At 64.7% G+C, this 15547-nt stretch carries 11 protein-coding genes; 10 read left to right on the forward strand and 1 reads right to left on the reverse strand.

Annotated elements, in window-relative coordinates; all coding sequences use genetic code 11:
* Positions 1-6 precede the first annotated feature (6 nt).
* The 3 genes from SBA_RS08405 to SBA_RS08415 are packed head-to-tail and all read left to right on the forward strand — an operon-like array spanning position 7 to position 3373.
* Complete coding sequence (locus SBA_RS08405; RefSeq protein WP_224547621.1) at positions 7-810, forward strand: peptidyl-prolyl cis-trans isomerase; 804 nt, start codon at positions 7-9, stop codon at positions 808-810.
* On the forward strand, positions 807-1811 hold the full coding sequence (locus SBA_RS08410; RefSeq protein WP_224547619.1) for a HupE/UreJ family protein: 1005 nt from the start codon (positions 807-809) through the stop codon (positions 1809-1811). The genes SBA_RS08405 and SBA_RS08410 overlap by 4 nt, the downstream gene beginning before the upstream one ends.
* Entirely contained in the window at positions 1808-3373 is a 1566-nt protein-coding gene (locus SBA_RS08415) for a tetratricopeptide repeat-containing sulfotransferase family protein (RefSeq protein WP_261936530.1), read from the forward strand. The genes SBA_RS08410 and SBA_RS08415 overlap by 4 nt, the downstream gene beginning before the upstream one ends.
* 254 nt (positions 3374-3627) lie before the next feature.
* Here SBA_RS08415 and SBA_RS08420 read toward each other — a convergent pair whose 3' ends face one another.
* Positions 3628-6069 carry a TonB-dependent receptor gene (locus SBA_RS08420; RefSeq protein WP_261936531.1) on the reverse strand — a complete coding sequence of 814 codons (2442 nt, stop codon included), beginning with the start codon at positions 6067-6069 and terminating at the stop codon, positions 3628-3630.
* 321 nt (positions 6070-6390) lie between these two features.
* On the opposite strand from SBA_RS08420, the gene SBA_RS08425 reads away from it, so the two are divergent.
* The 7 genes from SBA_RS08425 to SBA_RS08455 all read left to right on the forward strand — a co-directional run bounded on the left by SBA_RS08425 (position 6391) and on the right by SBA_RS08455 (position 15476).
* On the forward strand, positions 6391-7875 hold the full coding sequence (locus SBA_RS08425) for an agmatinase family protein (protein WP_261936532.1): 1485 nt from the start codon (positions 6391-6393) through the stop codon (positions 7873-7875).
* Positions 7875-9224: an agmatinase family protein gene (locus SBA_RS08430; protein WP_261936533.1), complete on the forward strand. Its 1350-nt coding sequence runs from the start codon at positions 7875-7877 to the stop codon at positions 9222-9224. Before SBA_RS08425 ends, SBA_RS08430 begins: the two co-directional genes overlap by 1 nt.
* 16 nt (positions 9225-9240) lie before the next feature.
* Entirely contained in the window at positions 9241-10713 is a 1473-nt protein-coding gene (locus SBA_RS08435) for an agmatinase family protein (RefSeq protein WP_261936534.1), read from the forward strand.
* A 131-nt stretch (positions 10714-10844) separates the two neighbouring features.
* Positions 10845-12572, forward strand: coding sequence for a quinohemoprotein amine dehydrogenase subunit alpha (gene peaA / locus SBA_RS08440; RefSeq protein WP_261936535.1), 1728 nt, complete (start codon positions 10845-10847; stop codon positions 12570-12572).
* A complete protein-coding gene (gene peaB, locus SBA_RS08445) occupies positions 12569-14017 on the forward strand; it encodes a quinohemoprotein amine dehydrogenase maturation protein (RefSeq protein WP_261936536.1) in 1449 nt (482 codons plus the stop codon). The genes peaA and peaB overlap by 4 nt, the downstream gene beginning before the upstream one ends.
* Positions 14014-14376, forward strand: coding sequence for a quinohemoprotein amine dehydrogenase subunit gamma (gene qhpC / locus SBA_RS08450; protein WP_261936537.1), 363 nt, complete (start codon positions 14014-14016; stop codon positions 14374-14376). Before peaB ends, qhpC begins: the two co-directional genes overlap by 4 nt.
* 8 nt (positions 14377-14384) lie before the next feature.
* Positions 14385-15476 carry a YncE family protein gene (locus SBA_RS08455; protein WP_261936538.1) on the forward strand — a complete coding sequence of 364 codons (1092 nt, stop codon included), beginning with the start codon at positions 14385-14387 and terminating at the stop codon, positions 15474-15476.
* Positions 15477-15547: the final 71 nt, after the last annotated feature.

Genomic DNA, 15547 nt, shown 5'->3' on the forward strand with positions numbered 1-15547 from the left:
GCGCTGATGCGCCGTTTGACTGCCCCGCTGCGCGCTTTGGCGGCGCGCGATCCCTTCCTCGTCTTCCTGGCCGTGTCGGGCGGGATCTTCCTGCTCTATTGGGCCGTCAGCGCCCGGCACCAGACGATCGACGTGCCGCTGTCCGTCCAGAAAAGCCTGTCCGACGATTATGAGATGATGGCGGGCAGAAAACCCGATGCGCAGGCGAAGGCCAAGCTGATCCACGATTATGTCGCCGACGAACTGCTGTTCCGCAACGCGGTGGAGCGGGGGATGCACATGACCGACAAGACCACCAAGCAGCGGCTGATCGACCGGGTCCGCTTCATGATCGCAGGCGCCCCGGCCGATCCGAGCGAGGACCAGTTGATGGGCTATTATGCCGCGCATCGCGATCTCTATCGCGCCGAACCGCGCATGTCGCTCGACCATGTCTTCTTCGAGCGCAAGCCCGCCGATGCCGCCGCCCTGCTCGCGAAGCTGCAAGCGGGCGGCTCGGTCAAGGGTGACGATTTCTGGATGGGCCACGACCTCCCCAATTACGGCGAATCGATGGTGCGCGGGATGTTCGGCCAGCCCTTCACCGACGCGCTGAAAAAGGCGCCGACCGGCCAATGGATCGGCCCGCTGCCATCGACCCGCGGCTGGCATTTCGCGCGGGTGCGCGATCGCGGCCCGTCCGCGATGCTGCCCTATACCGATGTGCGCGATCAGGTCAGCCAGGACTATCTGGCCGCGCAAACCGGCGCGCTGGTCGAACAGGAAGTGCGCAAGCTCGAAAGCGGCTATCGCATCCAGGTGGAGCAATGATGGTGCGCCGCCTGTTGCTGATCCTGACGCTGCTCTTGGGCTTTGCCGCCCCGGCGCAGGCGGACGTGTTCCGCGTCGGCGACTTCACCATCCAGCAGGGCGCCGACCCCGGCAGTTTCGAATTGAGCGCCTCGGTCCCCTCGGTCCTGGCCAGCGACCGGCCGCTCGGCCTGCCCGAAGGGTGCCGCGAAACGAGCCGGGATAAGCTGACCGAAACGGTGATGACCCGCTATGCGATCGGCATCGCCTGCGACCGGGCGCTGGCGGCCGACGATGCGATCGTCACCCCCTGGGCGGTCGATGGCGGTACCTTCCTGTCCACCGCCACCGGCGCGCGGGTGCAGCAGGCGCTCCAGCCCGATGGCGACAGCCTGTCCCTGCCGATCGGCGAAACGGCGGCGCGCAGCCGTGCCCTGCCCGAAATCGCGGTCGAATATACGGGACAGGGCATCGTTCATATATTGGGCGGCTGGGATCATCTGGCCTTCGTCCTGTGCCTCTGCCTGCTGGCGCGCGGGCGCTTCCTGCTGGGGCTGGTGACGACCTTCACCCTCGGCCATTCGCTCAGCCTGGCGCTCGCCTTCTTCGACATCGTCACCGTGCCGGTGCCGCCGGTAGAGGCGGTGATCGCGCTTTCCATCGCCTTCATGGCGCGCGAAGCGATCCGCGCGAAGGCGGAGGACGGGACCGATCCGGCCAAGCGTCGCCGGCAACTGGCGGTGGTGGCGGGTTTTGGCCTGCTCCATGGGCTGGGCTTCGCGACGGTGCTGCGCGAACTGGGCGTCGCGCCGCAGGAACGGCTCTCGGGCCTGCTCTTCTTCAACGGCGGGGTCGAACTGGGGCAGTTGATCTTCGTCGCCTGCGTGCTCGGCGCCCTGAAGCTGGCGGCGATCTTCGACCGCGACCAGTGGGTGCGGCAGGCCGCGCTCTATGGCGCGGGGATTATCGGCTGTTTCTGGGCGATCGAGCGGGTGGCCGGCTTCACCCTGGGGATGGCATGAGCCTGGAGGCGCTGGCGCGCGCGGCGCTGGCGCGGGGCGACCTGCCCGCCGCGGCGCAGGCGGCGCAGCGGCTCGCCATGGCGCAGCCCGAACGTCCCGCCGGTTTCTTCCTGCTGGGCATGGCCGCCGCCGAAGCGGGGCAGGTGGCCCAGGCGCTGCCGATGCTGGAACAGGCGGTGGCGCGCGGCGGGCAGGCCGAACATCTCGCCCAATATGCGCGCCTGCTGATCCTGCTGCGCCGCGATGGAGAGGCGGGCCGGGCAGCGCGCGCGGCGCTGGCGGCCGGGCCGGAAGACGCCCTGACGCATGACACGATCGGCTGCGTGCTGGCGCGGCTGGGCGATCATGCGGCGTCGGTCGGGCCGTTCGAGGGGGCGGTCGCGGCCGAACCGGATAATCTGAGCTATCGCTACAATCTCGCTGCCGCCTGCGGCTTCACCGGTCGGGTCGATGCGGCGCGGGATCATTATGAAGCGATATTGCGCGCCGATCCCGGCGATGCGCGGGTCCATTATGCGCTGGCCATATTGTCGCGGCAGACGGCCGAGGCGAACCATGTCTCCCGCCTGGAAACCATACTCGCCGCTGCGACAAAGCCCGAAGACAGGCTGCGTATCCGCTATGCGCTGGCCAAGAGCCATGAAGATATGGGCAACGCCGCCCAAGCCTTCGCCCATCTGTCCGCCGCCAATGGCGCGCACAAGCAGGCCATCGGCTATGATGGCGCGGCCGATGCGGCGATCTTCGATGCGATCGAACGGCTGTTCGCGGACGGCGCGCCGCAGGGCTGGGGGGCAGGGCTGGAGGAACCTGCACCGATCTTCGTCACCGGCATGCCGCGCACCGGCACGACCCTGGTCGACCGCATCCTTTCCTCCCATCCGCAGGTCGGGTCGGCGGGCGAGTTGCAGGCGATGCCGCTGGCGGTGAAGCAACTTGCCGGCACGCGATCCCGCCTGGTGATCGACCCGGACACCATTGCCGCCAGCGCCGCGTCCGATCCGCGGGCGCTGGGACAGGCCTATATGGCGCGCGCAGGCCATCACCGGGCCGATGGCAAGCGGCGCTTCATCGACAAGCTGCCGGCCAATTTCCTGTATATCGGGCACATGTTGCACGCGCTGCCGCAGGCGAAAATTATCTGCCTGCGCCGCCAGCCGATGGATACGGTGTGGAGCAACTACAAGAATCTCTTCGCCAGCCAGTCGGCCTATTATGCCTATAGCTACGACCTGATGGACATTGCGCGCTATTATGCGCGGTTCGACCGGCTGCTGGCGCTGTGGGACCGGCTTTTCCCCGGCCGGGTGCTGCAACTGTCCTATGAAGCGCTGGTCGCCGATCAGGAGGGCGAGACGCGCCGCCTGCTGGCGCATGTCGGGCTGGCGTGGGACGCGGCCTGCCTGTCCTTCCACGAAAACCAGGCCGCCGTCGCGACGCCGAGCGCGGCGCAGGTTCGCCGCCCGCTCAATGCCGATGCGGTGGCGCGCTGGAAACGGCATGAAGGGGCGCTCGCCCCGGTTCGCGACTGGCTGGCGGGGCAGGGAATCGCGATCGACTGACCTTTCCTACACCGGAACTGTCATGATAAAGCCTTGATATCAAAGGCTCTTATCCATCGGAAAATCATTCGCAATAGCGCATATGCATGAAGTTCGGGAAGTTCCAGGCAGCGTGCGCGCCATTTATGCTGCCAATTCAGCCCCTTGGCGTCAGGCGCCCTTTGGACGTCGCACAGGGGACGGCGGGCCGGAACGGGCAAAAAAGGCGCCTTCCGCTGGGGAAGACGCCCTTTTTACGTCATGCAGGTGCCGGATCAGAACTTGACGCGGCCCTCGACGCCCATGGTGCGCGGCTGCGCGACCGACTGGGCATAGCCGCGATAGATGATGCCGTCATTGACCTGGCCATAGCGGGTCAGGTCGTTCGACACGCCGGTCAGGGCATATTTGTCGAAGATGTTGTTCGCGAACAGGCTGATTTCCCAGACGTCCGTGCTGTATGTCGCCGATGCGCGATGCATCACATAGGACGGCAGGCGCTCGCCACCGCCGCGCGCGCCCGGACGGGTCAGGATGCCGCCGGTATAGGTCGCGGTCCAGCTCAGGCGCAGGTCGTTGTCGCCCATCGGCATGGTGTAGACCGCCGACGCAGCACCCGAATTTTTCGCCGATCCGGGCAGGCGATCGCCGGAGAACAGGTCGGCGCTGCCGGTCGCGGTCGACAACAGGCCTGGCACGTCCTCCGTCAGCTTCGCATCCAGATAGGAATAGTTGCCGCGGACGGTGAACTGGTCGGTGATGCGGGCGTTGAAGGTGAAATCGACGCCCTGGGACTTGGCCTTGCCGCCATTGGCGGTGATGCCGATCGCGCCGTTTACCGTCTGGCTGGCCAGCTGGATGCCGTCCCATTTGATCTGGAAGACGGAGATGCTGGTGGACAGGCGCCGGTCGAACAACTGGGCGCGCATCCCCAGTTCCAGATTCTTCACCTTGTCCGGTCCGAATGTCAGTTCGTTCGGCAGGGCGCACAGATTCTGGCCGGCGGGCAGGGGCTGGATACAGGGTACGACGCGGTTCACGCCGCCGATGCGATAGCCCTTGCTGTAGGTGGCATAGGCCATCAGGTCTGGCGTGAAGTTGAACGACGTGTTGAACTTCCACACGAAACCGTCGTCCCCCGCCTGTCCGCTCCGAACCCGCGACGGATCGATGGTCAGGCTGGGATAGGGCATCCGTCGGCGCCCCGAACGGGTCATAGGCGTATCGGAACCGCCGGTGATCGACGTATCGTAGCGGAAATAGCGGCCCCCGGCGGTGATCTGCCATTGCGGGATCGGCTTGAAGCTCAATTCGCCGAACACGGCCTGCTCCTCCGTCTTCGACCGGGTGAAGGAGACATATTCCGCGCCATCCGGGCGGACGAGGCCATCGTAGAAGCCGCCGTAAATTGCGCTGCCGGTCGGCGAGGCGGCGAATTCTGCAAAGCCCGGCAGTCGTTCCACGCTGTCGGACCGGAACTTCATGCTGTTGTAAAAGCCGCCCACGACCCAGCTAAACGGGCCGCCATGGGTCGAAACCAGCCGGATTTCCTGGTTGAACTGCTTGCGGGTGTTGATACCCGTCGTATAGCCGGCAAAGGCCGGGAACAGCTCATAATCATAGTCTAGATCGAGCAGCAGGTCGGTCACGTCGCCGACGGTATTGTTCTTCGTCTTGGTGAAGGCCGATGCCCAGACAGCCTGCGCAACATCGCCCAGTTGCGCTTCCATCTCCAGGCTGATCAGCTGCGACCGGCGGGTCGACGGTTCGGCATAGCGTCCCGCCGCTTCATATTTGCCTTCGCCCACGACACCGGCGGTGGTCGCCTGCCGGCCGGCCGTCCGCGTCTTCTGATAGGCATAGGTCAGATAGGCGTTGAAATCGGGGACGGAAATGCCGAGCTGGTTGCGGGTCGTGAACGTCTTTTCGAAGTTCAGATCCTTGCGGCCGGCGAAATTGGCGTCCTGTTGCGCCTGGGTGCCGAGCGGATTGTCCACGCCGCCCGGCTGGGCGATCGACACGCCGGGCTGCGCCACCAGGAACGGATAGTCGATGAAGCCGGGATCGTAATAATAGCCGGTCGCCGTGCGGAACGCTAACACGTCCTTGATGATCGGAATGTTCAGCGTGGCGTCGCCGACATATCCGACGCCCTTGCTGTGGGCGACGTCATAGGCGCGACCATGGACTTCGCCGCTGAAACGGGTCGGATCGGGCCGGTTGGGAATGTAGCGGATCGCGCCCGCCAGCGTGCCCAGGCCATAGAGAGTGCCCTGCGGACCCAGCAGGGTTTCCACGCGCTCGATATCGATGAACTTGAAGTCCAGGTAGAGCGGGATTTCACCCAGATAGGTACCGATCGCATTGTCGTAGTTGGCGCCGGACGCGCCACTGTCATCGGCGGAAAGGCCGCGCATGACGATGGTGGCCGCGCCGCGCGGGCCGGTGTCGGTGACGGTGATGCCGGGCGTGAACGCGCCCAGGTCGCGGACGTCGTCCAGCCGTTCGCTGGCCAGTTCGGCAGCCCCGATGGCCGAAATATTGATCGGCGTTTCCATCAGCGTGGTGCTGCGGCGGGTGCCGGTGACGACGATCATGTCGCCTTCCGCTTCGGCCGCCGCCGCGGCGGTCTGGGCCATGGCGGGCATGGCCGCGACGACGCCGGATATGATCGTCGCGGACAATAGTCCCAGCTTGAGCTTTGCGCGATACGACATGGTGTTCCCCTTCTTTTGCAATTTTTCCCCGGTCGTAATCCTCTGCCTGGATCGGCCATGATGCGTCGGTGATGCAGCAATGGCGCGGCGGGCGGCGTGATCCGCCACCTCCTTTTCTGGCATGGGGGAAGGCTATGGAGCGCGCAGGCACTCAGACATGGGGCATTTGACGTAGCTTATCCGTCTCTCCCGCCATGGACCGGTCCTACGTCAAATGCCCCATTGGGATGCGGTGCGTCGCCCGCCTACCCATGGCGCGATCAGCAGGATTTCCTGCCCTTTCCTGACGCCTATGCCCGCTTGTGGGGCTGGAGAACATGCATGCCGTCAATGACCGCCATCACCGGATGGAGCATGGCCGGGATCGCGGCGATCGGTGCTGCGGTCGCTGGCGACCTGCCTTATCATGCGCCCGACCGGAACGCGGGCACTCCCGCGATGCAGACGCCGCTGGAAGACGATATGGGCCGGCCCAAGCCGCTGGAATTGCCCAAGGATGTCGAGGCGAAGCTGGGCGGCATCGAAAAAGCGAAGGTCGATTTCCTCAAGAGCGGAGTCACTGGCCGCTACGTCGAGAAGGACGCGCTGTTCGACCGCATCCGCAAGGGCGACGCACAGGAGATCAGCGCCTATATCGCCGCGATGCAGGCGCTGCACGCGCAGGTCGAATATAAGGCCGGGCGCGACGCCGCATCGATCCCGTTGGATACGCGATCGCCCTGGTTCAACGCCTGGAAGGCGAAACGGTCGGGCGCGCTCGACCCCAGGCGGGCGGCCGGCCCGATCGAGCTGACCCGCTATGTCGGCGGTTGGGGCGGCGGCTTCGCCACCTTTGCAGGCGCGCCGGTGGCGATGACGCCGGAAGATCTGAAGGCGGGCAAGGTCGATGTCGCGATCGTCGGCGCGCCGCTCGACATGGGGTCGGGCTGGCGCAATGCGATCGACGGGCCGCGCGCCATGCGCATGACCGGCGGCGCGGCGGGCAACGATATGTATTCGATGATCAACCCCAACGCCGCGCTCAAGATCGTCGACTATGGCGACATCGCCATCGACCAGAACAGCACGGAGCGCAGCGTCGACCATGTCCGCGAGATGGTGGGCGAGATCGCGAAGACCGGCGCTATCCCGATCGTCATCGGCGGCGACCATAGTCTGGAATATCCCAATGTCGCCGCGGCCGCCGACGTCCATGGGAAGGGCAATGTCAGCGTCATCCACTTCGACAGCCATTATGATATCGGACGCGGTCGCGTGCACCTGCTCGACCATGGCCAGCCAGTCTATCGTGTCATCAGCGAGGGCCATGTGCGCGGCAGCGACTATATCCAGGTGGGATTGCGCGCGCGCGGTCCCGACCTCGAAACCTTCGGCTGGATGCGCAACAAGGGGATGCGTTATCACACGATGGTCGAAGTCGAGAAATGGGGCTGGGACAAGGTGATGGCCCGCGCGCTCAAGGAAGCGCGCGAGAACACCAAGAAGCTCTGGATCAGCTTCGATGTCGACGTTCTGGACCCCGCCTTCATGCCCGGCACCGGCACGCCCGTTCCCGGCGGCCTCACGATGCGCGAAGCACAGCCGATCATGCGCAACCTGTGCGCCCAGAACGACATCGCCGGCATCGATATCGTCGAAGTCGCCCCCTATCTCGACACCAGCTACAAGACCGCGCTCAACAGCAATTTCCTGCTGAACGCCTGCCTGGCCGGCATCGCCATGCGCAAGAAGGGCCTCAAGCCCGGCTATCTCAACCCTGTCTCGGTCGATCATGGCCTGGACACCTATTATGGGAAGAAGAATTGATGGCTCGCTCCACCCTGCCGGCACGGTGCGCGGCCGCCTGCCTGACCCTCGCAACGCTGTCCGCCCCCGCCTTCGCGCAGGGCGATGCGCTCGCCAGCCTCTCGCCCGAAAAGAAGGCGTTCCTGTCAGATCCGGCTACACTGGAGCGGTTCGGCCTGACGCCGGAGAAATTGCAGGTCACGATGGCTGGCCGCCCGGCCGCCGATGTCGATGCCTATGCCGCCGCGCTGATGGCGGTGGTGGAGGACAGTAAATATAAGGCAGGCCGCGACCCTGCGGAAATCGCGCTTAACCCGCAGGCGCGCGGCTGGAACGCCAGCACCGTCGTCCGCCCCAAGATGTTCGACAAGCTGGCGCGTGATGACGGGCCGTTCAGCCTGAAACGCTATATGTTCCAGAAGGGCGGCATTCCGACCTTCGCCGATGCGCCGGTCGCGATTCGCAAGGAGGATCTGGTCGCGGGCAAGGTGGAGGTCGCCTTCGTCGGCGTGCCGCTCGATTTCTCCTCGGGCTGGCGCGACGCCAAGCATGCGCCGATGGCCTTGCGCGGCATGGATGGGCTTGTCGGCGCGGATGCCGATGGCGGGGTCGATCCGGGCCTCGTCCTCTCGATCGCCGACTATGGCGACCTGACGCCCGACTATATGGCGCCTGATCGCGGCCTCGACCATATCCGCGCGATGATCGCCGAAATGGCGAGCGTGGGCGTGGTGCCGTTCATCGTCGGCGGTGACCATACGATCATGTTCCCCGATGTCGCTGCGATGGTCGACATCTATGGCGCGGGCAAGGTCGCGCTGGTTCAGTTCGACGCCCATGCGGACGCTGAACTGAACGGAGATCATCTGATTTCCGATAACCAGACGCTGACCCGCCTGCTGGAGCAGAATCTGCTCCGCGGTAGCGACGTGACGCTGGTCGGCCTGCATGGCCGCGATGCTGGCCCGGCGACGCAGAAGCGATTGACCGACGCAGGCGCTAAGATCGTGCCGACGGCGGCGATCCAGGAACGGGGTTGGCAGGCCGTCACGACCGATCTGGTTGCGGGCCTGAAGAAGGGGCCGGAAAATGTCTTCGTCTCCTTCGACATGAGCGTGCTCGATCCGGGTGATGCGCCCGCGTCCGGTCGCCCGGTGCCCGGAGGCATCACCATGCGCGAAGCCATTCCGATGGTCCGCCAGATCTGCGCCCAGACCAAGGTGGTGGGCTTCGACCTGCTCGACGCAGCGCCGATCCTGGACCCGACCTATGTCAGCCGGATGAGCGCCAATTACATATTGCACGCCTGCCTCAGCGGCATCGCGATGCGCAAGACGGGCGTGACGCCGGTCCAGACCGCCAAGCGCTGAACCGGGGAGAACCGACATGCCATCGATCAATGCGATAAGCGGATGGGGCATGGCGGCGGCCGCGGCGGCCTCCGCCGTGGTGGCGGGCAATGGCTTCGACACGCCCAACCCGCCGCCGCCTCTGCCGCAGGAAGATATCATGGGCGAACCCAAGCCCATCGAGATTCCCGCCGATGTCATGGCGAAGCTTTCTGGCATTGCACCGGAGAAAGTGGCCCTCATCAAGCAGGGGCGCACCGGCCGTTATGTAGAAAAGGATGCATTGTTCGACCGCATCCGCACTATGCCGGCGGCCGAACTGACCGCCTATATCGACGCGATCGCCGCCCTCCACGCGCAGGTCGAATATCAGGAAGGGCGCGACGCCAAGACGATCCCGCTCGACACCCGGTCGGCCTGGTTCAACGCCTGGAAGGCCAAGCGCCCGCTGGTGATGGACCCCAAGCGCGACGCTGGCCCCATGGACCTTGGCCGTTACGTCGGCGGGCGGCGTGGCGGTTTTGCGACTTTTGCGGGTGCGCCCGTCGCGATGACGCCGGAAGATTTGAAGGCGGGCAAGGTCGATGTCGCGATCGTCGGCGCGCCGCTCGATATGGGATCGGGCTGGCGCAACGCGATCGACGGGCCGCGCGCGCTGCGCATGACCGGCGGCGCGGGCGGCAACGACATGTATGCGATGATCAACCCTGGCTCCGTGCTGGAGATTGTCGACTATGGCGACATCGCCATCGACCAGAACAGCACCGAACGGTCGGTCGCCCATGTGCGCGAGATGGTGCGCGAAATCGCCCGCACCGGCGCGATCCCGATCGTCATCGGCGGCGACCATAGTCTGGAATATCCCAATGTCGCGGCGGCGGCGGACGTCCATGGCAAGGGCAATGTCAGCGTCGTCCATTTCGACAGCCATTATGATGTCGGGCGCAACGGCGTTCACTGGATCACCCACGGATCGCCCGTCTATCGCGTTTTGCACGAAGGCCATGTCCGGCCGCAGGATTATATCCAGGTCGGCCTGCGTGCGCGCGGCCCGGATCTCGAGACCTTCGGCTGGATGCGCAACAAGGGGATGCGCTACCACACCATGGTAGAGGTGGAGAAACATGGCTGGGACAAGGTGATGGACCGCGCCATCGCCGAAGCGCGCCAGAATGCCAAGAAACTGTGGATCAGCTTCGACGTCGATGTGCTGGACCCGGCCTTCATGCCGGGCACGGGAACGCCGGTTCCTGGCGGCCTCACCATGCGGGAGGCGCAGCCGATCATGCGGCGGCTCTGCGCCGAAAACGATATCGCCGGCATCGATATCGTCGAAGTCGCCCCTTATCTCGACACCAGCTACAAGACCGCGCTCAACAGCAATTATCTGTTGAACGCCTGCTTGACTGGCATCGCGATGCGCAAGAAAGGCCTGCCGCCGCGCTACTGGAGCCCTGTGTCGTCCGAACATGGGCAGGACGATTATTACGGTCCGAAAAAGAAATCATGACACTCGTCAAGATTCCCATGGCGGATTGCGCAACCGCCATACGTCATTTGGGCAATGGCGTCGCACGAGCGCCTGCCTAGGCTTTCGACATGCGCCAAGGCAAAGGCCGGGCGCCAAGGGGGACATATAGGGTGAAGCGGCTTCCCGTCACGAAATTGGGCCTGTTGGCGCTCTTCTCCGCGTCGGTCGTGTTCGCGCAGGCGGATGGCGGACCCGATGGCGCGACCATGAAGGAAACGGAGGCGGGCATCCCCGTCACCGATCCGCTCGTCACCGAAAAATGCAGCGCCTGCCACACCGCCGACGCCAAGGGCAATTTATCCCGCATCAGTTGGGTCCGCACCACGCCGGAGGGCTGGGCGCAGGCGATCAAGCGGATGGTGCGCCTCAATGGCCTGGCGATCACGCCGGAGGAAAGCCGGACGATCGTAAAGTCGCTCTCCGCTTCGCACGGCCTTGCGCCCGAGGAGGCCCGCCCGGTCATGTATCTGCCGGAGAAGAGGATCATTGACGAGAGCATCATCCCTAACGACACCATGCGCGGCGCCTGCGCCAGTTGCCACAGCTATGCGCAGCCCATGTCCTGGCGCCGGTCGAAACTGGAATGGAAGACGCTGCAGGATCTGCATGTCGCCCTCTATTCGCAGGCCGACGCCCAATATCGTCGCCCGGCCGAAGATGCCGAACAGCCTGCCGGTCGCGATCCCAAGGACAAGCTGACGCGCGGCGACTATGCATTGACCTACATGCCCAAAGTGGCGGGGCTGCACACGCCCGAATGGGCCGCCTGGAGCGCGCGCCAGCGCAATCCGCGCCTCGCCGGCGAATGGCTGGTCGTCGCATCGGTGCCGGGCAAGGGCCGCTATGTCGGCGAACTTAGCGTCTCACCGGGCAAGGCTGCGGATGAGTTTACCACCCGTTCCACCCTTCGCTCCCTCAGCGACGGCGGCACGATCAGCCGCACCGGCACCGGCATCGTCTATGCGGGCTATAGCTGGCGCGGGTCGTCCACCGGCGCAGGCACTACCAAGCCGGATGACCTTGGCAGCGCCGCGCGTGAAGCCATGTGGTTCGCGCCCGACCAGCAAAGCGCGCAGGGCCGCTGGTTTTGGGGCGACTATCAGGAATTCGGCTATGATGTGAAGCTGGTCCGCGCGACTGCCGCACCCGCGATCCTGGCGGTGACGCCGGGGCCGGTAAAGGCGGGGGCGAAGGGCGTGCAGCTACGCATATTGGGCAACAATCTTCCGGCCTCACCCAGCGCCGCCGACATCGATCTGGGCGCAGGCATCACCGTGACGAAGATCGTTTCGGCCAGCCCGAAGGAGTTGGTCGTCACCGCCGATGTCGCACCCGCCGCCTCGTCCGGCCAGCGCGACGTCGCCATCGCCGGCGCGGTGCTGGAGCAGGCCTTCCCGGTCTTCCACAAGATCGACTATATCAAGGCGACGCCCGAAACCGCGCTGTCGCGGCTGGGCGGCGTCAAATTCCCCAAGGGCTATCAACAGTTCGAGGCGATCGGCTACGAAAACGGCCTCGACGGCAAGCCCAATACGCCCGACGACATCGCGGTGGGTCCGGTCGCGGCCGACTGGACGATGCAGGAATTCATGTCGGTCTATTATGACGACGACACCAAATATGTCGGCGCATTGAGCCCCACCGCCTTCTTTACGCCCGCCGAGGAGGGGCCGAACCCGGCCCGTCGCTTCGGCCGCAACAATTATGGCGAAGTCTGGGTCGTCGCGACCGCCAAGACGGAGAAGGACAAGTTCGGCAAGCCGCTGAGCGCCCGATCCTACATGGTCGTGACCGTGCCCGCCTATCAGAAATGGGATCAGCCGGAGGTGTCGCGATGACCGTCATGCAGGCACCCGCCTACCGCCGGGCCGAATATCATGGGTTCGAAGCGGGTGGCGGCCACTTCATCTATCTGGTGAGCGCGGGCGCGATCTTCGAGATCGACGCGGATGTCCGCACGGTGCTGACCCGTCTCGACGGGCAGGAACTGACCCATGCCGCGCTGGTCCGCGAACTGGCGAGCGATGGCCGCGATACGGCCGAAGCCGAAGCGCTGGTCCGCGAACTGCGCGTCGCCCGACTGATCCAGCTTGGCGCCGCGGCCCCGGTCATGCCGCAGGCGCCACCGGCCGATTTTCCGCTTCAGGCGCTGGTGCTGAACGTCACCAACCAGTGCAACCTCGCCTGCACCTATTGTTACGAATTCGGCGCGGACAAGATCGCGACGCCCGCGGGCAAGCCCAAATATATGACGCTGGACACGGCCAGGGCCTCGGTCGACCTGCTGATCGCCGAAGCCGTGGGCCGCAAGGCGGTGCATATCACCTTCTTCGGCGGCGAAACGCTGATGAACTTCAAGCTGCTGCGCGACGTGGTGGACTATGCGAACGCGGCGACGGCGGCGGCGGGGAAGGCGATCACCTACAGCCTCACCACCAACGCCACGCTGCTGACGCCGGAGATCGTGACATTCCTCTCCGATAATCGCATCGGCGTCACCGTGTCGATGGACGGCCCGCCCGAGATGCAGGACAAGCATCGCGTCTACAAAAATGGCAAGGGCAGCTATGCGGTGATCGAACCGCGCCTGCGCACGCTGATCGCGCACCACAAGACCCGCGCCATCACCGCGCGCGTGACGCTGACCGAAGGCGTCACCGACGTCGTGCGCATCTTCCGTCATCTGAAGGACGATCTGGGCTTCCACGAAGTCGGCTTCGCGCCGGTGACGACCGGGGAGGAGCGGGCCTATTCGCTGGATGACAATGGCATGGACAGCGTGCTGGCGCAGTTCAGCCTGCTCGCCGACGAATGGCTGGAATATGCCCTGCGCGGAGAATCCCACGGCTTCACCAATGTCAGCGAGACGATCAGCGAGCTGATTTCCGGGGTCAACAAGTCGCATCCCTGTGGCGCGGGTCTGGGTCTGATGGGGGTCAGTCCGTCGGGCGACCTGTCCCCCTGCCATCGCTTCACCGACGCCGACACGCACACGATGGGCCATGTCTCCAGTGGTATCGACCGGGCCAAGCAGGGCGAGTTCCTGAAAAAGGGCCATGTCGAGGCGAAATATGACTGCCAGAGCTGCTGGGCACGGCCGCTCTGCGCGGGCGGATGCCATCATGAGGCGTTTGTGCGCTATGGCGACACCGGCCACGCCAACCTCCATTATTGCGACTGGATACGGCAATGGACCGACACCTGCCTGCGCATCTACGGCGTGCTGGCGGTGCAGAATCCCGGCTTCCTCGAACGCTTCGCTGAACGAAAGGGCCTGTCATGAAGCATCTTCGTGCCATCAATAAAAAGGCGCGCGCGATCGGCGAAGCGGTGGCGCAGGTCGAGGCGGCGTCCGCCGGAACGCCTACCGATATGGATGAGGATGTCGTCGCCCTCCAGCAGCAGCCGCGGCCCCACGTGCCGATGGGCTGCACCCTGTCTTTTTCGCCCGGTTGGGAAGTCGATGCGGGCGGCGGCACGGCGGGACTGTGCCAGCCGGTCGAGCGCGACATATACGACTGCTACGTCACCTGCTTCTGGCCCGTCCAGGTGCCCGACCATGTGAATTATTCGCCCGACTGGGCCAGCAACTGCGCCACCGCCACCAAGGACTGGCGCAGTCTCGATCTCGTTTTTCCATGAGGCGCGCCATGTCGATCTATCGCACCATCGTCGCAGCGGGGTTTGCCGCACTGGCCGCGCTCCCGGCGTCCGCCTCCACCCTCTTCATGGGGTCCTATCCCGACCAGCTGCTGATCTTCGACGAAGGCAAGGCGGCGGTGACGGGCAAGATCAAGCTCGACACCGGCCTGCCGACATCGATGCTGCTGTCGGACGACGGCAAGCGCATCTATGTCACCACCATCACCACCAGCGGGATCGAGGTGATCGACACCGCCACGCGCAAGGTGATCAACAAGTTCAGCCTGAACGACGGCGTCACCCGCTACCGCTTCTGGGGCGGCGCGGCGGACCCGACTGGCCGCTATTTCTATACGGTCATCAGCCGCTTCGACAAGGAAGTGGACCGCTACAAGGTTAGCAAGCCGATGTACGGCGTGATCGACCTGAAACTGCAGAAGGTCGTCCGCACGGCTGAAATCGACAAGGAAGACGAGAAGGCCGGCGGCGGATACCGCGCCGCCTATAAAGTGTCGCAGGACGGCAAATATCTTTATGTCTTCGGCGACAAGGTGCTGATCCTGAACCTCGCCGACCTCAAGGTGATCGACCGCATCGATCTGGCCAAGCCCGAAGGGACGGGGCTTGAGAATGTCGGTTTCGGCGGCGCGATCGACACGATCCGCACGCCCGGCCAGTTCGTGTCGCTGTTCAACGCGGCGGACCCCTATATCCATAACAAGATGTTCGGCCTCGCCCGCTTCGACCTCAACAGCCGCCAGTTCGACTTCACCCCGATCGGCCCCGCGCCGGACAATATGGCCGGCCTGCAAATGACGCCCGACGGCAGCCAGGCCTATACCGTCGTGACCAACGGGAAGCTGGGCAACAAGCGCTGCGAATTCTGGCATATGGACATGAAGGCCAATACAGTCGTGGACAAGGCGGAGTTTCCCTGCCGCTCCCGCTTCCGCTTCGGCATGTCGATGGATGGCACCAAGCTCTACATCTACGGCGCCAGCTATGATGTCGAAGTCTATGATGCCAAGACGCTGAAGCTCGAAGCAACCTGGGATCTGGGGAATGACACCACCGGCGCAGGCATGGTCGCGGTGGAATGAAGACCTTCGGGCCTATTGGCAAATTCCTGGTTCATCTCGACTTTGGTCGAAAAAGAAGCGTTACTTTTTGT

The organism is Sphingomonas bisphenolicum (assembly GCF_024349785.1).
GTDB classification, from domain to species: domain Bacteria; phylum Pseudomonadota; class Alphaproteobacteria; order Sphingomonadales; family Sphingomonadaceae; genus Sphingobium; species Sphingobium bisphenolicum.